25 protein-coding genes, 1 pseudogene and 1 riboswitch are annotated in these 22,779 nt (G+C 29.8%); all 26 genes and pseudogenes read left to right on the plus strand.

The genetic code is table 11. The annotated features are described in order from the left end of the window. The first annotated feature begins 18 nt into the window (after positions 1–18). Complete coding sequence (locus tag N524_RS0104205) at positions 19–708, plus strand: tRNA (adenine(22)-N(1))-methyltransferase (RefSeq protein WP_029055740.1); 690 nt, start codon at positions 19–21, stop codon at positions 706–708. Next, entirely contained in the window at positions 698–1,801 is a 1,104-nt protein-coding gene (locus tag N524_RS0104210; RefSeq protein WP_029055741.1) for a Nif3-like dinuclear metal center hexameric protein, read from the plus strand. The genes N524_RS0104205 and N524_RS0104210 overlap by 11 nt, the downstream gene beginning before the upstream one ends. A gap of 55 nt (positions 1,802–1,856) precedes the next feature. Beyond that, on the plus strand, positions 1,857–3,200 hold the full coding sequence (locus N524_RS0104215; RefSeq protein WP_029055742.1) for a DEAD/DEAH box helicase: 1,344 nt from the start codon (positions 1,857–1,859) through the stop codon (positions 3,198–3,200). Positions 3,201–3,209: 9 nt separating this feature from the next. Next, the gene (locus N524_RS0104220) at positions 3,210–4,097 is read left to right on the plus strand and encodes a deoxyribonuclease IV (protein WP_029055743.1); all 888 of its coding nucleotides are present in this window, start codon (positions 3,210–3,212) and stop codon (positions 4,095–4,097) included. 111 nt (positions 4,098–4,208) lie between these two features. Continuing rightward, positions 4,209–4,979, plus strand: a complete 771-nt coding sequence (locus N524_RS0104225) for a metal ABC transporter ATP-binding protein (protein ID WP_017636264.1) — start codon at positions 4,209–4,211, stop codon at positions 4,977–4,979. 42 nt (positions 4,980–5,021) lie between these two features. Then, positions 5,022–5,882: a metal ABC transporter permease gene (locus N524_RS0104230; RefSeq protein WP_017636263.1), complete on the plus strand. Its 861-nt coding sequence runs from the start codon at positions 5,022–5,024 to the stop codon at positions 5,880–5,882. Further along, on the plus strand, positions 5,872–6,291 hold the full coding sequence (locus N524_RS0104235) for a Fur family transcriptional regulator (RefSeq protein WP_017636262.1): 420 nt from the start codon (positions 5,872–5,874) through the stop codon (positions 6,289–6,291). The genes N524_RS0104230 and N524_RS0104235 overlap by 11 nt, the downstream gene beginning before the upstream one ends. A gap of 260 nt (positions 6,292–6,551) precedes the next feature. Beyond that, positions 6,552–7,151 (plus strand): superoxide dismutase, encoded by a 600-nt coding sequence (locus N524_RS0104240; protein WP_017636261.1) that lies wholly within the window; start codon positions 6,552–6,554, stop codon positions 7,149–7,151. Positions 7,152–7,412: 261 nt separating this feature from the next. Next, complete coding sequence (locus tag N524_RS0104245; protein WP_029055744.1) at positions 7,413–9,494, plus strand: peptidoglycan D,D-transpeptidase FtsI family protein; 2,082 nt, start codon at positions 7,413–7,415, stop codon at positions 9,492–9,494. Positions 9,495–9,611: 117 nt separating this feature from the next. Continuing rightward, entirely contained in the window at positions 9,612–9,761 is a 150-nt protein-coding gene (gene rpmG, locus N524_RS0104250) for a 50S ribosomal protein L33 (protein WP_017636259.1), read from the plus strand. 238 nt (positions 9,762–9,999) lie between these two features. Continuing rightward, on the plus strand, positions 10,000–10,554 hold the full coding sequence (locus N524_RS0104255; protein WP_029055745.1) for a 5-formyltetrahydrofolate cyclo-ligase: 555 nt from the start codon (positions 10,000–10,002) through the stop codon (positions 10,552–10,554). After that, a complete protein-coding gene (locus N524_RS0104260; RefSeq protein ID WP_029055746.1) occupies positions 10,551–12,005 on the plus strand; it encodes a rhomboid family protein in 1,455 nt (484 codons plus the stop codon). Before N524_RS0104255 ends, N524_RS0104260 begins: the two co-directional genes overlap by 4 nt. After that, entirely contained in the window at positions 11,995–12,198 is a 204-nt protein-coding gene (locus N524_RS0104265; protein WP_017636256.1) for a YqgQ family protein, read from the plus strand. Before N524_RS0104260 ends, N524_RS0104265 begins: the two co-directional genes overlap by 11 nt. Then, complete coding sequence (locus tag N524_RS0104270; protein ID WP_017636255.1) at positions 12,195–13,181, plus strand: ROK family glucokinase; 987 nt, start codon at positions 12,195–12,197, stop codon at positions 13,179–13,181. Before N524_RS0104265 ends, N524_RS0104270 begins: the two co-directional genes overlap by 4 nt. Then, complete coding sequence (locus N524_RS0104275) at positions 13,181–13,504, plus strand: MTH1187 family thiamine-binding protein (RefSeq protein WP_017636254.1); 324 nt, start codon at positions 13,181–13,183, stop codon at positions 13,502–13,504. Before N524_RS0104270 ends, N524_RS0104275 begins: the two co-directional genes overlap by 1 nt. 3 nt (positions 13,505–13,507) lie before the next feature. Next, positions 13,508–14,131: an MBL fold metallo-hydrolase gene (locus N524_RS0104280; RefSeq protein ID WP_029055747.1), complete on the plus strand. Its 624-nt coding sequence runs from the start codon at positions 13,508–13,510 to the stop codon at positions 14,129–14,131. Positions 14,132–14,177: 46 nt separating this feature from the next. Next, positions 14,178–15,144: pseudogene (gene comGA, locus N524_RS12735) on the plus strand (competence type IV pilus ATPase ComGA). Beyond that, positions 15,116–16,183, plus strand: a complete 1,068-nt coding sequence (gene comGB, locus N524_RS0104290) for a competence type IV pilus assembly protein ComGB (protein WP_029055748.1) — start codon at positions 15,116–15,118, stop codon at positions 16,181–16,183. Before comGA ends, comGB begins: the two are co-directional and overlap by 29 nt. A 23-nt stretch (positions 16,184–16,206) precedes the next feature. Then, complete coding sequence (gene comGC, locus N524_RS0104295; protein ID WP_029055749.1) at positions 16,207–16,518, plus strand: competence type IV pilus major pilin ComGC; 312 nt, start codon at positions 16,207–16,209, stop codon at positions 16,516–16,518. Then, entirely contained in the window at positions 16,496–16,945 is a 450-nt protein-coding gene (gene comGD, locus N524_RS13540; protein ID WP_183998746.1) for a competence type IV pilus minor pilin ComGD, read from the plus strand. Before comGC ends, comGD begins: the two co-directional genes overlap by 23 nt. Positions 16,946–16,991: 46 nt before the next feature. Further along, positions 16,992–17,225, plus strand: a complete 234-nt coding sequence (locus N524_RS13370; protein WP_155979880.1) for a hypothetical protein — start codon at positions 16,992–16,994, stop codon at positions 17,223–17,225. A 573-nt stretch (positions 17,226–17,798) separates the two neighbouring features. Continuing rightward, on the plus strand, positions 17,799–18,317 hold the full coding sequence (locus N524_RS0104320) for a shikimate kinase (RefSeq protein WP_183998747.1): 519 nt from the start codon (positions 17,799–17,801) through the stop codon (positions 18,315–18,317). Beyond that, a riboswitch (glycine riboswitch) is annotated at positions 18,314–18,410 on the plus strand. It overlaps the preceding gene by 4 nt. Positions 18,411–18,488: 78 nt before the next feature. Continuing rightward, complete coding sequence (gcvT, locus tag N524_RS0104325) at positions 18,489–19,580, plus strand: glycine cleavage system aminomethyltransferase GcvT (RefSeq protein WP_017636954.1); 1,092 nt, start codon at positions 18,489–18,491, stop codon at positions 19,578–19,580. An 18-nt stretch (positions 19,581–19,598) separates the two neighbouring features. Then, positions 19,599–20,948 (plus strand): aminomethyl-transferring glycine dehydrogenase subunit GcvPA, encoded by a 1,350-nt coding sequence (gcvPA, locus tag N524_RS0104330; RefSeq protein ID WP_029055753.1) that lies wholly within the window; start codon positions 19,599–19,601, stop codon positions 20,946–20,948. Next, positions 20,938–22,410 (plus strand): aminomethyl-transferring glycine dehydrogenase subunit GcvPB, encoded by a 1,473-nt coding sequence (gene gcvPB / locus N524_RS0104335; protein ID WP_017636956.1) that lies wholly within the window; start codon positions 20,938–20,940, stop codon positions 22,408–22,410. Before gcvPA ends, gcvPB begins: the two co-directional genes overlap by 11 nt. 87 nt (positions 22,411–22,497) lie before the next feature. Further along, positions 22,498–22,779 (plus strand): helix-turn-helix domain-containing protein (locus N524_RS13545; protein ID WP_029055754.1); only part of this gene is annotated, 282 nt, incomplete at its 3' end.

A 22,779-nucleotide genomic window follows, 5' to 3' on the forward strand; every position in this document is an offset into this window, starting at 1 on the left:
ATAAAGGAGAATACCTTAGTGATCACATTAAACCAAAGATTGTTAAAAGTGTCAGAATTTATTAAACAAGGTACACTTGCCGATATTGGGTCCGATCATGCATATCTACCTATTTTTGCTATTCAGTCTAATTTATGTACTAAAGCAATTGCTGGTGAAGTTATCAAAGGACCTTTTGAAGCTGCTCAAAAGAATGTTAACGCAAATGAACTGGATAATGAAATTGAAGTGCGACTAGGTGATGGTCTTAGCGTAATTCGTGACAATGAACAAATAGATAATATAACATTATGTGGCATGGGAGGGCCTTTAATAGCTAAAATATTAAAAGAAGGCCAACATAAATTACATTCTCATCCTAGATTAATACTACAAAGTAATATTCAAACTCAGAATGTAAGAACATTATTACAAAGTATTCAATACAAAATTTTAGATGAAATCATTTTAGAAGAAAAAGGCCATATCTATGAAATAGTTATAGCCGAATACCAAACTTCACCTTTTGAATATAATGAATATGAACTCAAATTCGGTCCTATTTTGCTAGAAAATAAAAATAAACATTTTTATAATAAATGGGAAAGAGAATTGAAGGCATTAGAAAAGATTAAGCAACAACTCAATCCAGAATTACACTTACATCGATATAATGAAATAGAATCAGAAATAAAATTGATTAAAGAGGTGTTAAATAGTGAAAGTTAATGAATTAATGGCTATGTTAGATGAGCATGTTCCGTTTAATACTGCTGAATCATGGGATAATGTAGGTTTATTAATAGGCGATGAATCTCAAGAAGTGAATGGAATATTAACAGCATTAGATTGTACTATTGATGTTGTTCAACAAGCAATTAATGAAAATGTTAATACCATTATTAGTCATCATCCACTTATTTTTAAAGGCATTCAATCAATTACTAATCAAGGATATGGCGAAATAATCAGATTACTTATTCAAAATAATATTAATTTAATAGCTATGCATACGAATTTAGATGTTAATCCTAATGGTGTAAATGCAATGTTAGCTTCCAAAATTGGTTTACAACATACACAGTTAATTAATAAAGAACCAATTCAATACTATAAAGTTCAAACAATTATACCTGAAGATCATCTAGAAACATTTAAACAACAGCTCAATGATATTGGTCTTGCTAAAGAAGGCGATTATGAATATTGTTTCTTCGAAAGTAAAGGGAGAGGTCAATTTAAACCTGTTGGTGATGCAGATCCGTATATTGGTTCAATTGATGAAATAGAATACGTTGATGAAGTGAAATTAGAATTTATGATATCTTATCAACAACGTCAGTTAACTGAGCGAGCTATCTATCACTATCACCCTTATGAAACACCAGTTTATGACTTTATTGAATTGAATAAAGAAGGTGATTACGGTTTAGGAATAATGGGAGAATTAAAAGAACCAATGAAAATTGAGGACTTTGTAGAACAAGTGAAAAGACAACTTCAAATTCCAAGTGTTCGATACGTAGGTAATTCAAATGCTATGATTAGTAAAGTTGCTATGATTGGTGGTTCTGGAATAGGTTTTGAATATAAAGCTGCTCAATTAGGTGCCGATATATTTATTACCGGTGACATCAAACACCATGATGCATTAGATGCGAAAATAGAAGGAATAAATTTATTAGATATCAACCACTATAGTGAATATGTGATGAAAGAAGGATTAAAACTTTTACTACAGGAATGGTTATTAGAAGAAAATTCAAATGATATCAAAGTTGTTGCTTCTAATATTAATACAGATCCTTTCACATATATTTAAAATCTTCATCAATTACATTATAATAGTAAAGATGAACTTATAAGGAGGCCATAACATGGCAAAACATCCATTCGAATACTTCGGTCTTGAAGATAGTATGATTGAAGCAGTTAAAGATTTAAATTTTGAAAAACCGACAGAAATTCAAAATCGAATTATTCCAAGAATTTTAAAGAAAACTAATATTATTGGACAGTCACAAACAGGTACAGGAAAATCACATGCCTTTTTATTACCTTTAATTAGTTTAATAGATATAAATATTCAAGAACCACAAGCTATTGTTGTAGCACCAACTAGAGAACTTGCACAACAACTATATCAAGCCGCTAATCATTTAAGTAGTTTTAAAGAAGGCGTAAGCGTAAAACTATTTATTGGTGGTACTGATATTGAAAAGGACAAGCAAAGATGTAATCAACAACCACAATTAGTTATTGGTACACCAACTAGAATTAATGACTTAGCTAAAAGTGGTCATTTACACACACATTTAGCTTCTTATTTAATTATTGATGAAGCTGATTTAATGATTGATTTAGGTTTAATTGAAGATGTAGACCTTATAGCATCTCGCCTAGAAGATAGTTCAAATATTGCAGTATTTAGTGCAACAATTCCTAAATCTCTACAACCATTTTTAAATAAATATTTAGAACAACCAGATTTTGTAGAAGTTGATAGTCAGTCTCAAAATAAGAAAAATATAGAATTTTATTTAATTCCTACAAAAGGTGCAGCCAAAGTTGAAAAAACACTTAAATTAATAGATATTCTAAATCCATACCTATGTATTATATTCTGTAATAGTAGAGACAATGCCGATGAATTAGCACGTTCATTAAATGAAGCAGGTATCAAAGTTGGTATGATTCATGGTGGATTAACACCTCGTGAACGTAAACAACAAATGAAACGCATACGTAATCTTGATTTCCAATTTGTAATTGCGAGTGATTTAGCTTCAAGAGGTATTGATATTGAAGGTGTTAGTCATGTTATTAATTTCGATGTACCAAATGATATAGATTTCTTTACTCATCGTGTTGGACGTACTGGTCGTGGTAATTATCACGGTGTTGCTATTACGTTATATAGTCCTGATGAAGAAGAAAATATTTCAGCAATCGAAGATAGAGGATACGTTTTCGAAAATGTTGATATCAAAAATGATGAACTTACACCTATCAAGGCGCATAACACTCGACGTACTAGACAACGTAAAGATGATCATTTAACAAATGAAGTTAAAAATAAAGTACGTAGTAAAACCAAACGTAAAGTTAAACCTGGTTATAAAAAGAAATTTAAGCAGGAAGTTGAGAAAATGAAACGACAAGAGCGTAAACAATACAGTAAACGTCAAAATCGTCAAGATAGAAAGAATAGAAAAGGATAGGTGAAAAAGATGTTATTAGGTTCACATGTATCTATGAGTGGTAAAAAAATGTTAGAAGGGTCTGCAGAAGAAGCACATAAATTTGGCGAATCAACATTTATGATATACACAGGAGCGCCACAAAATACACGTCGTAAAAGTATTGAAGATTTAAATATTACAAAAGGTCATGAAGTGATGGAACAATATGGTCTATCTAATATTGTAGTACATGCTCCATATATCATTAATATTGCTAACACAACTAAACCAGAAGTATTTGAATTAGGTGTCAATTTCTTACAGAACGAAATTGAGCGTACACAAGCAATTGGGGCTAAAGATATTGTATTACATCCCGGTTCTCATGTTGGCGCTGGTGCAGATGTAGGTATACAAAAGATCATCGATGGTCTGAATGAAGTATTAACAAATGATAACAATGTTCGTATCGCTTTAGAAACAATGGCAGGTAAAGGTTCTGAAATAGGTCGTAACTTTGAAGAAATTGCTCGTATCATTGATGGCGTGAAACATAATGAACGCTTATCCATTTGTTTTGATACATGTCATACGCATGATGCTGGATACAATATCAAAGAAGATTTTGATGGTGTTTTAAATGAATTTGATAAAATTATAGGTGTAGACAGAATTAAAGTCGTACACGTAAATGACAGTAAAAATGAACAAGGTGCACATAAAGATAGACACGAAAATATTGGATTTGGTCATATAGGCTTTGATGCATTAAATTACGTTGTTCATCACGATACTTTCAAAGACATTCCAAAAATTTTGGAAACACCTTATGTTGGTGAAGATAAAAAGAATAAGAAACCACCTTATAAACATGAAATTGAAATGTTAAAATCTCAGACATTTGATCCAGATTTAAAAGATAAAATTTTAAACTAATAATATTAAAAGTAGGCGTTACAGATATTTCTGAAACGTCTTTTATTAGTCGTAAGCATTACTATTTACATTAAGTTCATCAACATGTATAGTATACAATGAGGTGAAAAAATGACTACACCAGTATTTGAACTTAAAAATATAGATTACTATTTTGATCATAAACAAGTCTTAGAAAATATAAATATTAAAATTAACAAAGGTGAATTTTTAGCAATTGTTGGTCCTAATGGAGCCGGCAAATCAACACTTTTAAAAATCATACTTGGTTTGCTGCCATTACAATCCGGCGACATTTTTATAGATGGTCATCCTATTAAAAATAATAAATCAGCTCTAAAAATAAGTTATGTTTCACAAAAGGCCTCTTCGTTTACAGCTGGTTTTCCAGCAAGTGTTAAAGAAGTAGTTTTAAGTGGTTTAACTAAAACAAAAAAACTTTTTCAACGTTTTAATAATAAAGACATCAAGAAAGTAGAACATGTTTTAGAAAGATTAAATATAGAACATTTAATTGATAAAAACATTGCAGAATTATCAGGTGGCCAACAACAACGTGTGCTTATTGCACGTGCTTTGATTTCTAATCCTAGCGTGCTTGTATTAGATGAACCTACTAATGGTATTGATGCTAAACATGTAAATGAATTTTATGAAACGCTTGATCGATTAAAAAAGGAAGGCATAACCATTATATTAGTTACACATGATATTGGTGTAGTAGCAGATACAGCAACAGAAGTTGCATGCTTAAATAAACATCTTCATTTTCATGGTACGACTGAAGATTTTAAATCTCTTGATGAGGTTGAAATTTCCAAAATATATGGACACCCAGTTCAATTCGTTGATCATCAACATGATAGAGAATGTTGTACCTAAATTAGAATCGATTCATAGAAATAAATTTGAGGAGTGTAACTCGTGATAGATGCATTATTAAACTTTGATTTTATGAGATACTCCTTGATCAGTGGTATCTTAATAGGATTTATAGCACCATTAATTGGAGCTTTTATAGTAGTACGAAGGTTGTCACTTATTGCTGATGCACTAAGCCATGTAACATTGGGCGGTATATCATTTGGCATGTTTATTATAACAGTATTGCCAGCACTAACTTTCATTAATCCTATGTGGTTTGGAATATTATTCGCCATTATTGGTGCATTATTAATTGAAAAATTGCGTACCTCATATACTAATTATCAAGAAATTGCCATTCCAATTATTATGAGTGCAGGTATTGCCTTAAGTGCTATATTTATTTCATTAGCAGATGGTTTTAATCAAGAGATAGTTGGTTTATTATTTGGTTCAATTAGTGCAGTTAATTTCAGTGATTTAACTACAATTATCTTCATTACAATACTAGTTTTATTATTCATAACTTTATTTTATAAAGAGTTATTTATTTTATCTTTTGACGAAGAGTATAGTAAAGTTATAGGAATACCAAAATGGATTCAGTTTTTATTTATTGTAGTTGTTGCAATGGTTATTTCTGCTTCTATGAGAGTAGTAGGTATATTGTTAGTTAGTGCGTTAATCACTTTACCTGTAGCAATAGCGATGCGTTGGACAAAAGGATTCAAACAATTAATTATCCTTAGTATCATCATAGGTGAATTATCAGTGATACTTGGATTAGTTCTCGCATTTTACATTAATATTTCACCTGGTGGCGTGATTGTAGTACTATTAGTCATTATGCTAATGATTACAATGACTTATCAAAAGTTAAAATTAAAGTCACAAAAAGGGGATCGTAAATATGAACACTAGTGATGCTATTAAAATATTAAAAGATAATGGTTTAAAATATACAGATAAACGTAACGATATGCTTAATATATTTGTTAAAGAAGATAAATACATTAATGCTAAACATATTCAACAAGTTATGGATAAAGATTATCCAGGTATATCTTTTGATACCATCTATAGAAACCTTCATTTATTTAAAGACTTAGCAATTATTGAAAGTACTGAACTAGATGGAGAAATGAAATTTAGAATCGCTTGTACTAATCATCATCACCATCATTTTATATGTGAAAATTGTGGTGATACTAAAGTTATTGATTTTTGTCCAATTGACCAAGTTAAACAATATTTACCAAATGTTGATATTCATACTCACAAACTCGAAGTTTACGGTACTTGTGAAAAATGTCAAAAAGTAAATCATTAATCTTACTAGCCATAGTCTATCGACAAGAAGACTATGGCTAGTTTTTATATTAGAAAGCGAAAATACACATAAATACTAAAAAAACATACTCCATTAGTACGAATTCACTAATTATAGTAAATAAATGTTTAAATATCATCGTTTTGAGATATATAATACATGTAACAATAATTAGCAGTTATATATTAAGCACATTTATTGTCGAAATTGTGACTGCTTGTTATGATTAAGATACAGACATTTTAGGAGGATGATTATTTATGGCATTTGAATTACCAAAATTACCATATGCATTTGACGCATTAGAACCACACATCGATAAAGAAACTATGGAGATTCACCATGATAAACACCATAACACTTATGTAACAAAATTAAACGCTGCAGTTGAAGGTACTGATTTAGAAGCTAAATCAATCGAAGAAATTGTAGCTAATTTAGACAGTGTACCTTCTGATATCCAAACTGCTGTTAGAAATAATGGTGGCGGACACTTAAACCACTCATTATTCTGGGAATTACTAACACCTAACTCAGAAGAAAAAGGTGAAGTAGTAGATAAAATTAAAGAACAATGGGGTTCTTTAGATGAATTCAAAAAAGAATTTGCTGACAAAGCAGCAGCTCGTTTTGGTTCAGGTTGGGCTTGGTTAGTAGTAAATAACGGGCAATTAGAAATCGTTACAACTCCAAACCAAGATAATCCATTAACTGAAGGTAAAACACCTATCTTAGGTTTAGATGTTTGGGAACACGCTTATTACCTTAAATATCAAAACAAACGTCCAGATTATATCAGCGCTTTCTGGAATGTAGTTAACTGGAATAAAGTTGACGAATTATATAACGCTGCAAAATAATTTATATTTTGATGTTAGAGTCTAGAACATTGTTATAATGTTCTAGGCTCTTTTTTCTATGATTAATATGATATTATGTCTATTAATGAAAATGATTTGAATGTAAAATTAATTATAAATAAGGATTACAAAAAGGTCGTCATAAATAAAAAACGATAGTGTTTTAATTAATGTCTGTTCACTTTTTTATCAAAATGATAGAAAAATTTTTGTTTTTCATATATCATTTTAAAGAGATACTTTGAATAGAGGTAGGTTGTTTTGCTTAAAAGATTAAAGGAAAAATCAAATGATGAAAAAGTAAGAAACACGATGAACCGGAGAATTAATTTCATTTTTGGTTTGGTTGTGTTTATATTTGCAATTATAGTACTCAGACTCGGTTACCTACAGATTGCCCAGGGTTCTCATTATAAGCAATTAATCAAAAGCGATGAGAATATCACTGTGAACGAATCTGTGCCTAGAGGTCGTATTGTAGACCGTAATGGTAAAGTATTAGTTGATAATGCCTCTAAAATGGCGATTACATATACTAGAGGTCGTAAAACCTCACAAAAAGAAATGTTAGATACAGCTAAAAAATTATCATCATTAATCAAAATGGATACTGACAAAATTACTGATAGAGACGAAAAAGACTTCTGGGTCACTTTACACCCTGAAAAAGCTAAAGCTTTAATGAAAAAAGAACAATCTCTATTAGAAAATGGTAGCATTACACAAGAACAATATGATGAACAGCAAAGAAAGAAAATTGGTAAAAAACAATTAGATGACTTATCTGACAAAGATTTACAAATTTTAGCTATATACCGTGAGATGAATGCAGGTAGTACACTAGATCCGCAAACTATTAAAAATGAGGATGTAACAGAAAAAGAATACGCTGCAGCATCTCAACAATTATCTAAGTTACCTGGTGTAAATACATCTATGGATTGGGATAGAAAGTATCCATATAAAGATACGCTTAGAGGTATATTTGGCGAAGTTTCAACATCTACAGAAGGTTTGCCTAAAGAACTAACTGAACAATATTTATCTAAAGGTTATTCACGCAATGATCGTGTCGGTAAATCATATTTAGAATATCAATATGAAGATGTACTTCGTGGTAAGAAGAAACAAATGAAATATACGACTGATAAATCTGGTAAAGTAATAAAATCTGAAGTTATTAATCCAGGTTCTAGAGGACATGATTTACAATTAACAATAGACATTGATTTACAGAAAAAAGTGGAATCATTATTAGATAAACAAATTGAAAAATTACGTAGTCAAGGTGCTAAAGATATGGACAATGCCATGATAGTTGTTCAAGATCCGAAAAATGGTGACATTTTAGCTATGGCTGGTAAACAAATAAGTAAAAGCGGTAAATTAACAGATTATGATATTGGTAACTTTACTGCTCAATTTGCAGTAGGTTCATCGGTAAAAGGCGGAACTTTACTTGCCGGTTATCAAAATCATGCCATTAAAGTAGGAGAAAAAATGGTCGATGAACCATTAAAATTCCAGGGCGGTTTAACTAAACGTTCATACTTTAATAAAGATGGTCGAGTGACAATAAATGATAAAGAAGCACTTATGCATTCATCAAACGTTTATATGTTTAAAACAGCCTTAAAATTAGCTGGAGATCCATATTATTCTGGTATGCCATTACCAAACGATATTACATTAGCTGGTCAAAAGCTTCGAAAAGGTTTAAATCAAGTTGGTCTTGGTGTTAAAACAGGTATAGATTTACCAAATGAAACAAATGGTCAAATTGAACCATTAACTAATAATCCAGGTAATTACTTAGACTTATCTATTGGTCAATACGATACTTATACACCATTGCAACTTTCTCAATATGTATCAACAATCGCAAATGATGGTTATAGAATTCAACCGCATATTGGACTGTCTATACACGATTCAACTAATAAAGATGAACTAGGACCGGTAAAACGAAAAATTAAAGGTAATGTATTGAATAAAGTAAATAATTCTCAAAGAGAAATAAATGAAGTTCAAGACGGATTCAAAATGGCATTTAATGAAAAAGATGGTACCGGTTATGCTAGCTTTAAAAACACAATTGTACCTTCAGCAGGTAAAACAGGAACAGCAGAAGTATTCCAAGATGGGGAATCTAGAGTAAACTCAACTTATATTGGTTATGCACCAATTAAAGATCCAAAACTAGCATTTTCTATTGTCTATACCAATCAACCAGTTCCACCACCTTGGTTAAACGGTGGAGACTTAGGAAGAGATGTTATCAATTATTATTTCAAAGATAAAGATAAAAATGGAGATAGCACTGAAAATAGTAGTGATAAATAATTAAAATTTAAATAAATTACAAACTATTGATACAGATTCTTAAAATTTACTTTGCAATTAATAAAGTAATTGGTATAATGTAAAGGTCGTATTTAGAAAAGGTAAGGAGGAATAATCATGCGCGTTAACGTTACATTAGCTTGTACTGAATGTGGTGAAAGAAACTACATCACTACAAAAAACAAAAGAACTAACCCTGAACGTATTGAAATGAAAAAATACTGTGCACGTGATAATAAACAAACTTTACACCGTGAAACTAAATAATTAATTTATTTAACAAATATTCAATACCAAAAGACGAAATTCCTCAGACGGAATTTCGTCTTTTTAAATTTTATAGTCAAATATTTTATGTTTACAAAACCTCATTTTATTCAAAGCTTTTAACAAAATTTGTACAATCACTTATTTTAATATCATTAAAAAGTTAATATCTTAGTCAACATAATGACATAAAATTAGATAAACGTTATAATATGGGGTAGTAAAAGTAGGTGAAAATTTGAGCAAAAAAAATATAAGAGCTAATATTTTAACTAAAATGAAACAGCATAATAGCATGCAGAAAAATGAGGCAGACAATTGGTTAGCCACAGAACTTATTAATTCTCAAGCATATCAAAATGCATCTTCTATAGGATTTGTGTTGTCATTGTCACATGAAGTAAATACATATCAAATGATTCAACAAGCTTTAAACGATAATAAAGAAGTATATGTACCTGAAGTTAATTATCAGACTAAAGTTATGACTTTTAAACAATTATTAAATATTAATGACATAGAAAAAGATGAAAAAGGTATTAATCATTCAGTTTCTGAATCAAATACTTCCAATCATTTAGATTTAATCGTCGTACCTGGTGTTGGCTTTAGAAAAGATGGCTATCGAATAGGATATGGAGGGGGTTACTATGATCGCTTTCTATCAAATTTCAAGACCAATACAATAAGTTTGCTATATGATTTTCAATTAACTGATTTTCAACCCGATACACACGATCAACCGGTCGATCAATTAATTATTTATAATAGCCACCAATGGAGGCATACATGAACATTAAAAAGCAATTTTGGAAAACCATTTATTACTGGATTAGGTATTTAAACTACGATGTAATTAATAGAGAAAAAGATGACCAAGAAATTTGGTTAAGTAACAAAAGAAAGAAAACAATTGTAATTTTTTCGAATCATATCACTACGACTCAGGAAATTCGGTTTGATAAAAGCAGAGTTATTGAAAATAAGGAAAATATAGAACAACTAGCTGGCTTTCAACCTCAAACAATTCTATTTTATTATTTTACTGATAAATCATTATCGACTGAATCATTAGATGAAACCTATCCGCAAAAAATAAAATTTAGAAGGATTAGTGATGAGAGGGAATTAGAACTTGCAATGCCAAATGTTATTTTATCTAAAATGATAAATCGAGAGGATTCTAAAAAGACATCTATCTTTTATAGAAACAAAGTTCTTTCATCTAATCTCTTAGATAAACATATGCAACGCTTTTCACCAGTTACATATTCCTTAATAATAATTAATATAGTCTTATGGCTATGCATGATACTTTATTTTAATCGTTTTTCTGATGTAAAATTACTTGATGTAGGTGGATTAGTACACTTCAACGTCGTACATGGTGAATGGTATCGTTTAGTTACCTCAATGTTTTTACATTTTAATTTTGAACATATACTCATGAATATGCTTTCACTTTTTATTTTTGGTAAAATAGTTGAATCGGTATTAGGTTCATGGCGTATGTTAGCCATCTATTTATTTGCAGGCATATTTGGAAATTTTGTTTCTTTATCATTTAATACCACAACGATTTCTGTTGGTGCCAGTGGTGCTATTTTTGGGCTTATTGGTTCAATTTTTGCAATTTTATATTTAAGTAAAAGCTTTGATAAAAAAGTAATTGGCCAATTATTAATAGCTTTAGTTATTTTAATCGGATTATCAATATTCATGTCTAATATTAATGTAATGGCACATTTAGGCGGGTTTATTGGTGGTCTCTTAATTACCTTAATTGGTTATTATTTTACTGTTAACCGTAATATTTTCTGGATACTACTGATTATTTTATTAGTATTGTTTGTGGCAATGCAGATAAGAATTTTTAGTATTAAAGAAGATAATATTTATGATAAATTAATTCGGGATCAAATGTTATCCGGTAATTATGATGAAGCTAGAAAAATTGTAAATAAATCTATTAAAAAGGATTACGCTGATGATCAAACATATTACCTAAGCGGTTTAATTACAGCTGCTAAAAGTTCTAAAGCTGAAGCAATGGCGGAATGGGAACGTGGATTAAGGCTGTTTCCTAATTCAGGTGCATTGAATTATGAAATGGCAATTGCTAATCGTTCACTAAAAGATAAAAGTAAAGCCTTAAAATATATTAAAAAAGCTAGAAAAGCTAATCCTCAAAATGCTCAATATAAAAATTTAGAAAAAGAGTTGAGTGAGAAAAGTGACTCGTAAAATTAATAATTTCTATGATGTTTTGCAATTATTAAAAAAATATGGATATATCATCTATTTCAAAGATCCAGAAGATATGTATGAAATGATGTTACAAGAAATCAAATCTTTATACAGTTATGAATTATTAACTAAAGATGAATATCTTAAATGTATATTGATAATAAACCAAAGAAGGAATGAACATAAATGACAAAAATTATTTTAGCTGCTGATATTGGTGGGACTACTTGTAAATTAGGTATTTTTAATACTAATCTAGATAGAATTGAAAAATGGTCAATTCATACAGACACTACTGATCATACAGGAAAACTACTTTTAAAAAATATACATGAATCATTTGAAGCAAAAATTGCAGAATTAAATTACAACATGTCTGATGTAATCGGTGTTGGTATTGGAGTTCCTGGACCTGTAGATTTTGAAACAGGCATCGTTAACGGAGCTGTTAACTTACATTGGGACAACAATGTTAATGTCACTGAAATCTATCAAAATTTCATCGATTGTCCAGTGTATGTTGATAATGATGCCAATGTTGCTGCATTAGGCGAGAAACATAAAGGTGCTGGTAATGGTGCTGACGATGTTGTAACTATCACATTAGGTACAGGCCTTGGTGGAGGTATTATCTCAAATGGTGAGTTAGTACATGGTCATAATGGTTCAGGTGCTGAAATTGGCCATTTTAGAGCTGATTTCGACCAACGTTTCAAATGTAACTGTGGCAAATCAGGCTGTATTGAAACGGTTGCCTCTGCTACAGGTGTTGTCAATTTAGTTAACTTTTATTATCCAAAATTAACGTTTAAATCTTCAATTTTACAACTTATAAAAGATAATGAAGTTACAGCTAAAGCTGTGTTTGATGCAGCTAAAGAAGGTGACCAATTCTGTATCTTTATCACTGAAAAAGTAGCAAATTATATCGCTTATTTATGTAGTATTATTAGTGTTACTAGTAATCCTAAATACATTGTACTAGGTGGTGGAATGTCTACAGCTGGTTTAATTTTAGTTGAAAATATTAAAACTGAATATCGTAATTTAACGTTTAATCCAGCTCAACATGAAACAGAAATTGTACAAGCAGAATTAGGTAATGATGCAGGTATTACAGGTGCAGCAGGACTTATCAAAACATATATTTTAGATAAGGAAGGTGTAAAATAATGGCAATTGTTGACGTAGTAGTTATTCCAGTAGGTACTGAAGGGCCAAGCGTTAGTAAATACATCGCTGAAATTCAAACAAAGTTAAAAGAATTTAAAGATCAAGGTAAAATCGATTATCAATTAACACCTATGAATACACTTATTGAAGGTGATTTAAAGGATTTATTCGAAGTTGTACAAGCAATACATGAATTACCATTTGATAAAGGATTAGATAGAGTTTGTACAAATATAAGAATTGATGATCGCAGAGATAAATCTAGAAAGATGAATGATAAATTAAAATCTGTACAAAAACATTTAGATAATAGTGGGGAATAAATCATGAGAATTTCTAGTTTAACTTTAGGTTTAGTAGATACTAATACCTATTTTATTGAAAATGAAAACAAAGTATTACTCGTAGATCCATCTAGTGAATCTGATAAAATTATAAAAAAATTAAATCAAATTAATAAACCTTTAGAAGCTATTATACTGACACATGCCCATTACGATCATATTGGGGCATTAGACGATATTATAGAAAAATATAATGTACCAGTTTATATGCATAAAGAAGAATTCGACTTCTTAAATGATCCAGAAAAAAATGGTGCATCAAAATTCAAACAATATGGTATGCCTCAAGTTATAAGTCAGGCCAAACCAAAATCACTTGATGAGGGACCAGCTCAAATTGGTGATTTTACATTTGATGTATTGCATACACCTGGACACTCACCAGGAAGTTTATCTTTTGTTTTCAAAAAATTCGCAGTAGTCGGTGACACATTATTTAATAATGGTATTGGTAGAACAGATTTATACAAAGGCGATTATGAAACTTTAGTAGATTCTATTAAAGATAAATTATTCGAATTAGATGGAGATTTACCATTATTCCCAGGCCACGGTACTTATACAACTGTTGATGATGAACAATTAAATCCATTTTTAAATGGTTAAAGTAAAACTAACACCTCCTACGTTAATATATGTAGGAGGTGTTTTTATGAAGATTCTATTTCAAGAAATAATTAATAAAGGAATTGCATATAAAGCGAGTGATATACACTTTATTCCTATGGAGCATTATGTTCATATTAAATTTAGAGTAAATGATACATTAACACCTTATGAAACACTTGATATTAATATATATCGTAAGTTATTGGTGTTTATGAAATTCCAAGCTGGTTTAGATGTTTCTACACAACAAATCGCTCAAAGTGGCCGCTATACATATAAATTAAGGTCAGTTTCGTATTTCAACCCTTCCTTTATCAATTGGATGTGAAAGTTGTGTTATAAGAATTGTGCCTCAATATTTTCAAAGTAAAAAGGAAACATACGAGTTTAAAGATTTTAAACATTTTATGAATAAGAAGCAAGGTTTATTGCTTTTTACTGGTCCTACAGGTTCAGGAAAAAGTACATTAATGTATCAAATGGTTATGTATGCACAAAAAGAGTTAAACCTAAATGTTATTTCTATTGAAGATCCAGTTGAACAAATTTTAAAAGGTATTACTCAAATTTCTGTTAATAACAAAGCAGGTATTACTTACGCTAGTTCATTTAAAGCAATTTTAAGATGTGATCCAGACGTTATTTTAATCGGAGAAATTCGTGATGCTGAAATCGCTAAATATGTCTTTCAAGCTAGTCTAAGTGGTCATTTGGTATTAAGTACATTACACGCCAATGATTGTAGAGGGGCTTTACTTAGATTATTAGAAATGGGAGTAACAGTTCAAGAATTATCTCAAGCTATAAATTTAATTTCCAATCAACGATTAATTACAACATCATATAATCATAGACAATTAGTGTGTGAACTAATGTTTAAAAATCAAATTAATTACTTTTTTGAACATAACCAAACGATGCCAAAATCTTTTAAACGATTAGCATCAAAATTAGATGATATGACAAAAGAAGGTATTATATGTGAAACTATTGCTGATAAATATATTTAAATTCAGACAAGCCAAATGCCTAACTAAATCTGAACAATTAGATTTAGTGTATAGATTACATCAATTACTTAAACATGGATTTACTCTTTACGAATCATTTAAATTTTTAAATCTACATTTTAAATATAGAGGAGATAAATCACATGATGAAGTGTTAAATAAAATAGAACAAGGTGCAACTTGCTGGGAAGTATTTAAATACTTAGATTATTCAAGTGACATTGTTACACAAACATATTTAGCTGAAAGATTTGGAAATTTAGAACTTTCTCTATTAGAAGCTACAAGATATTTAAAAAAGCAAATACAAGTTACTCAAAATGTTTTAAAGACGATACAGTATCCTATTGTATTAATAATTACTTTTATATTAATATTAACGTTACTCAATTTTACAGTTATACCTCAATTTAAAGAATTATACCAATCTATGAATATAGAACTTTCTCCATTACAATCTATTCTTTCTTATTTTATTACAACTTTCCCTTTATTCATCATAATTTTATCCAGTGTAATATGTATATTATCTATCATATTTAAATATCGTTTTAATAAGATGACTATAGAAAATCAAATTCAATTAATGTGTCACATTCCAATTATTAAACATTATTATAAAATTTTAAAAACGTATCAATTATCAAATGAGTTTGCCCATTTTTATAGAAATGGAGTTAATTTACAGATAATCGTTAGAATTTATAAACAATCAGAGAATAATCAATTTCATCAATTTTTAGGAGACAGGTTACTCAACCAATCTTATCAAGGAGAAAATCTACCTGATATATTAAAAAAATTAAATTGCTATGAAAATGACTTGATTAAATTTATAGAACAAGGAGAAAAAAGTGGAAAACTTGATATCGAATTAACGCTATATAGTCAGATACTTATACAACAATTCGAAGCTATGGCTAAAAGACACATTAAATTCATTCAACCAGTTATCTTTTTAATATTAGGATTATTTATCGTTGCACTTTATTTAACTATTATGCTACCTATATTTGACATGTTGCAGTCAATTAAATAGTAAGGAGGACTTATAAATTGAAGATATTCAAAACACTGTTTAACAAAAAGGCATTTACATTAATTGAAATGTTACTAGTTTTATTAATAATTAGCTTATTGCTTATTCTAATTATTCCCAATATAGCTAAACAAACTGCTCATATACAAACTACTGGTTGTGACGCTCAAGTGAAAATGGTTAATAGTCAAATTGAAGCATATACTTTAAAACACAATAGAAATCCTAATACCATCCAAGATTTAATTTCTGAAGGATTTATTAAAGAAAACCAAAAAAATTGCAAATCAGGAGAAACTATTAGTATTAATAATGGCGAAGCGGTTGCAAATTAAATATTTACCATCATTTACTTATCTAGAGATGTTAATGGTTATGTTTATTCTAGCTATACTAACTGCATGTACACTTATTGGTAAAACACTATTATCAGTATCAGCTTCTAACGAAGAATTAAACATTAATCATCTGATAACTCAAATGAATTATTTAAAATCTAAAGCTATCAATGAGAAACAATCAATTTCATTAATATTTACTAACGAAACAAATTGTATAAAAGTAAAAGAAGAACATGGTTCAAAATATCAGTTGAAAATTAAAGGCGGAAAAATAGTCAATATAGCTAAGATACAATTATTAACATTTAATAAAGATGGACATATTAATAATTTTGGTTCAATAAACTTAAAAATGAAACATGGGAATTATAAATTAATATTTCACATAGAAAAGGGGCGCATAAGGTATATTAAAATATAAAATTAAGGGGAGTGTTCTATTAGATAGTTTATTGGCCTTTTTAATCATGAGTACGATTACACTTGTGTTCATGAGTTCAATTCATCATCTTATTAAAACATATCAAAATCAATTAGATTTATTAGAAATGCAAAAAGTCATTATAGTAGCCTTAAATAAAATCGATATAAAACAAATAAAGCAAGGAGTATTTATTGATCAATTTCAAGTTAGAATGTCTAAACAAACAATTTGTGTTTCAAATTGGCCAAAAAAGAAAAACTATTGTGTTAAGAAATAGGATACAAGGGTTTACTTTTATTGAAATGATTTTTGCTCTACTTATTACCATAGTAATCCTTACTTCACTACCCTTAACTATAAAACTAGTGAGTCATTATAAAGCGTTAGCTAACGAAAACAGCTCGATAGAATTTGAATTCTTTCATAGAGATTTAATAAGAGACATAAATCAAAATAATCTTAAATTATTTGTGAAAAACAAACATACATTCATTTTAAGGAATAATGAAAGTGGCGTAGAATATACATTTAAAAACAATAAAGTATACAAACAAATTAACGGCAAGGGGAATGTTACTTTATTAAATCAAGTTAATGTAGAAAAAATAATAAAGTCGAATGATAACATAATCAAAATTATACTGAAGGTAGGAAATCCGAATTATAAACAAATCAAAACCCTCTATTTATAAACAAAAAGCATTTATAAGTCCTTTTTTAATGATTATTTTTTTCATTTATTTAACTATTATATCTTTTTATGTAAGCCAATATAGTTTAAAATTAAAGACAACACATAACTTAGAAAAAACATATAAAGAAGTTATAGTTAATAAGCTCAAAGAGGTAGATGTTGTTGCAATTAAATAAAACACCAATTATATTAATAGGCTTCATGGGTACTGGTAAAACTACAGTAGGAAGTTACATGAGAAATCAATTAAAACTTAGTTATGTGGATTTAGATCAATATATTGAACTAAAAGAACATATGACAATACCTCAAATTTTTGATGAACAAGGTGAAACACATTTTAGAGATTTAGAGTATAAATATTTAAAAGACACTTTAAATAAGTTTGATATTATTTCTACAGGTGGTGGAATAATTGAAAATCAAGCTTCTCTTGATTTATTAAAATTACAAAAAAATGTAATTTGGTTAGATTGTGACATTGAAATTGTATTTGAAAGGATTGTTAATGATCCTCATAGACCAAATGCTAATAATAAGTCACTAAATCAACTAAAAAACTTGTATTCATCAAGGATTTCAAGATATAATGAAATCGCATTCATGAAAGTGAATAGTAATCAAAATGTATCAGATATTTATCAAGAAATTACAACTTCATTAAATAGCGATTGATCAGTATTAGAGAGAATAAAAGATAGCTTTTATCGCCGAAGGTGCAAGTAGCAATACTACGAAACTCTCAGGCAAAAGGATAATACTGTTACGCGTTCCTGGAGAATAACTTTAAACAGGGTAGCAATTGTTTTGCTACTCTGTTTTTAAATAAATATAGGGGGTTTTGACATGACAAGCGAGTTAAAAAAGACGCCATTATATCAAAATTATGTAGACAGTGGTGCTAAGATAGTAGAATTTGGTGGATGGGCAATGCCTGTTCAATTTTCAAGTATTAAAGAAGAGCACAATGCAGTTCGTTATGAAACTGGTTTATTCGATGTAAGTCATATGGGAGAAGTTCAAATCCAAGGTGCAGAGGCAAAAGCATTTGTACAATATATTTTATCGAATGATACTAACAATCTAACTGATTCAAAAGCACTATACACTGCTTTATGTAATGAAGAAGGCGGCATTATTGACGACTTGGTTACATATAAATTAGCAGATAATGACTATTTATTAGTTGTTAATGCCGGAAATACCGATAAAGACTTCCAATGGATTGAAAAACAATCTAAAAAATTTGATGTTGAAGTAAAAAATGTTTCTAAAGATTATGGTCAATTAGCATTGCAAGGACCAAAAGCTAGAGACTTAATTCAAAAATTAGTAGACATAGATATTTCTGAAATGGGTATGTTTGAATTTAAAAAAGATGTTCAACTTTTAAATAAAAACGTTATTCTTTCTCAATCAGGTTATACAGGTGAAGACGGTTTTGAAATTTATTGTGATGCTAAAGATACTGTAGATATCTGGAATGGTTTATTAGAATACGACGTAGTTCCTTGTGGTTTAGGAGCTAGAGATACTTTAAGATTAGAAGCTGGTTTACCATTACATGGTCAAGATTTAACTGAATCAATTACTCCATATGAAGGTGGAATTGCATTTGCTGCTAAACCTTTAATTGAAGAAGATTTTATCGGTAAATCTGTATTAAAAGACCAAAAAGAAAATGGTTCAACAAGACGTACTGTTGGATTAGAAATTTTAGATAAAGGTATTGCTAGAACTGGATACGAAGTATTAGATTTAGATGGTAATCAAATTGGAGAAGTAACTTCAGGAACAAAATCTCCTTCTTCTGATAAATCAATCGCATTAGCTATTATCAATAGAGATGAGTTTGAAATGGGTAAAGAAGTACTTGTTCAAATTAGAAAAAGACAAGTAAAAGCAAAAATTGTTAAGAAGAACCAAATTGAAAAATAGAACAAAGGGGTGGACGAATTGAGTCATCGTTATATACCATTAACTGATCAAGATAAGCAAGAAATGTTAGACACTATAGATGCAAAATCAATTGATGAATTATTTGGAGACGTTCCTTCAGATATTTTATTAAATAGAGATTTAGGCATTGGAGAGAGTGAATCTGAAACAACTTTATTAAAACGTTTAAATAAAGTTGCTAGTAAAAACGTTACAAAAGAAACTCACGCATCTTATCTTGGTGCTGGCGTGTACGACCACTATGCACCTTCTGTTGTAGATGCAATGATTTCTAGATCAGAATTCTATACTGCTTACACACCATATCAACCAGAAATTTCACAAGGCGAACTACAAGCTATTTTCGAATTCCAAACATTAATTTGTGAATTAACTAATATGGATGTAGCAAACTCTTCTATGTATGATGGTATGACTAGTTTTGCTGAAGCATGTATTTTAGCTTATAGTCACACTAAAAAGAATAAAATTGTTGTATCAAAAGGATTACATTATCAAGCATTACAAGTATTAAATACGTATGCTAAAACACGTCAAGAATTTGAAGTCGTAGAAGTAGATTTAGATGGTACTATAACTGATTTAGAAAAACTAGAACAAGCAGTTGACGATGATACTGCAGCAGTAGCTGTACAATATCCAAATTTCTTTGGTTCAATAGAAGACTTAGAGAAAATTCAAAGCTTTATAGAAGATAAAAAAGCATTATTCATTGTTTATGCTAATCCTTTAGCATTAGGTTTATTAACACCTCCTGGATCATTCGGTGCTGATATAGTAGTTGGAGATACACAACCATTTGGTATTCCATCTCAATTCGGTGGACCACATTGTGGTTACTTCGCTACTACTAAAAAGCTAATGCGTAAAGTACCAGGTAGATTAGTTGGTCAAACCCAAGATGATGAAGGAAACAGAGGTTTTGTATTAACTTTACAAGCACGTGAACAACATATTCGTCGTGATAAAGCAACTTCAAATATTTGTTCTAACCAAGCGTTAAATGCTCTAGCTTCATCTATTGCAATGTCAGCTTTAGGTAAACAAGGTATATATGATATAGCTGTACAAAACTTTGAACATGCTAACTATGCTAAACAATCATTTAAAGACGCTGGATTTAATGTTTTAGAAGGTACTTCGTTCAATGAATTCGTAGTAGAATTTAATAAACCAATTATTGAAGTTAATAAAGCTTTAGCTGAGGAAGATATTATTGGTGGCTTTGACTTGAGTGTAGTTTCAAGTGAATTCAATAACCATATGCTTATTGCAGTTACTGAATTAAGAACTAAAGAAGAAATCGATACATTTGTTAAGAAAGCTGGTGAAATTAATGGTAAGTAAATCAAGTCCACTTATTTTTGAAAGATCTAAAGAGGGTAGATATGCCTATTCTTTACCGCAAAGCGAAATTAACAACAATTCATTTGAATCGATTTTAGATGATAAATTTATTAGAAAAGATAAAGCTGAATTCCCTGAAGTAGCTGAATTAGATTTAGTACGTCACTATACAGAGTTATCTAACAAAAACTTCGGTGTCGACACTGGTTTTTATCCGTTAGGCTCATGTACAATGAAATACAATCCTAAAATTAATGAAAAGGTAGCAAGAATTCCTGGTTTCAGTGAAGCACACCCACTTCAAGATGAAAACCAAATCCAAGGATCTCTTGAAATTATTTATAGTTTACAAGAAGAACTTAAAGAAATTACAGGTATGGATGAAGTTACGCTTCAACCAGCTGCAGGGGCACATGGTGAGTGGACTGCATTAATGATTTTCAAAGCTTACCACCAAAATAATGGTGAAGGTCATCGTGATGAAGTTATCGTTCCTGACTCAGCTCACGGAACAAACCCTGCGTCAGCATCATTTGCTGGGTTCAAATCAGTTACCGTAAAATCAAACGAACGTGGAGAAGTCGATATTGAAGACTTAAAACGTGTTGTAAATGAAAATACAGCAGCGATCATGTTAACGAATCCTAATACATTAGGTATTTTTGAAAAAAATATTATGGAAATTAGAGAAATTGTCCATGAAGCTGGTGGTTTATTATACTATGATGGCGCTAACTTAAATGCTATTATGGATAAAGTTCGCCCAGGAGACATGGGATTTGATGCAGTTCATTTAAATCTTCATAAAACATTTACTGGTCCACATGGTGGCGGTGGCCCTGGTTCTGGACCTGTTGGAGTTGTAAAAGAATTAGCAAGCTATTTACCAAAACCAATGGTAATTAAAGAAAATGACTATTATAAATATGATAATGATATCAAAAACTCTATTGGACGAGTTAAACCATTCTACGGTAACTTTGGTATTTATCTAAGAGCATATACTTATATTAGAACAATGGGTGCAAAAGGCCTTAAAGAAGTTTCAGAAGCTGCGGTATTAAATGCTAACTACTTAAAAGCACGCTTAAATGATCATTTTGAGATTCCATATCAACAATATTGTAAACACGAATTTGTGTTAAGTGGTATTAAACAAAAACAATATGGCGTTAGAACATTAGATATGGCTAAAAGATTATTAGACTTTGGTGTACATCCACCAACAATTTACTTCCCATTAAATGTGGAAGAAGGTATGATGATTGAACCTACAGAAACTGAATCAAAAGAGACATTAGATCATTTTGCAGATACTTTAATCCAAATTGCTAATGAAGCTAAAGACGATCCAGATAAAGTTCTTGAAGCCCCTCATACTACAATAATAGACAGATTAGATGAAACAACAGCTGCAAGAAAACCAATTCTTAAATTTGAAAATCTACATGCTGAAAAATAATAATTTTTATAGAGCCCGTTAGTGTATCATTCTGATGTGCACCCCAAAAGTTGGACTAAAAATCTAACTTTATGGGGTGCATTTTTTATGGGTAAACATTATAAATTTGAAATCAAATTAAAAATAGTTCACGAATATTTAAATAGTAGTTTAGGATATAAGAGATTAACTAAAAAATATAATCTTTCTCATCATTCTTTACTTCAAAGATGGGTTAACCAGTATTTGGAATCGGGCCCAGAAGGATTAGATAAAAAAATGAAAAATAGCTCATATACTAGAGATTTTAAAGTATCTGTTTTAAGATTTAGACAAGAAAATCAATTGTCTTATCGAGAAACAGCGAATCATTTTAAAATTACCAATCCT

This window comes from Staphylococcus sp. URHA0057 (genome assembly GCF_000620265.1).
Taxonomy (GTDB): domain Bacteria; phylum Bacillota; class Bacilli; order Staphylococcales; family Staphylococcaceae; genus Staphylococcus; species Staphylococcus pasteuri.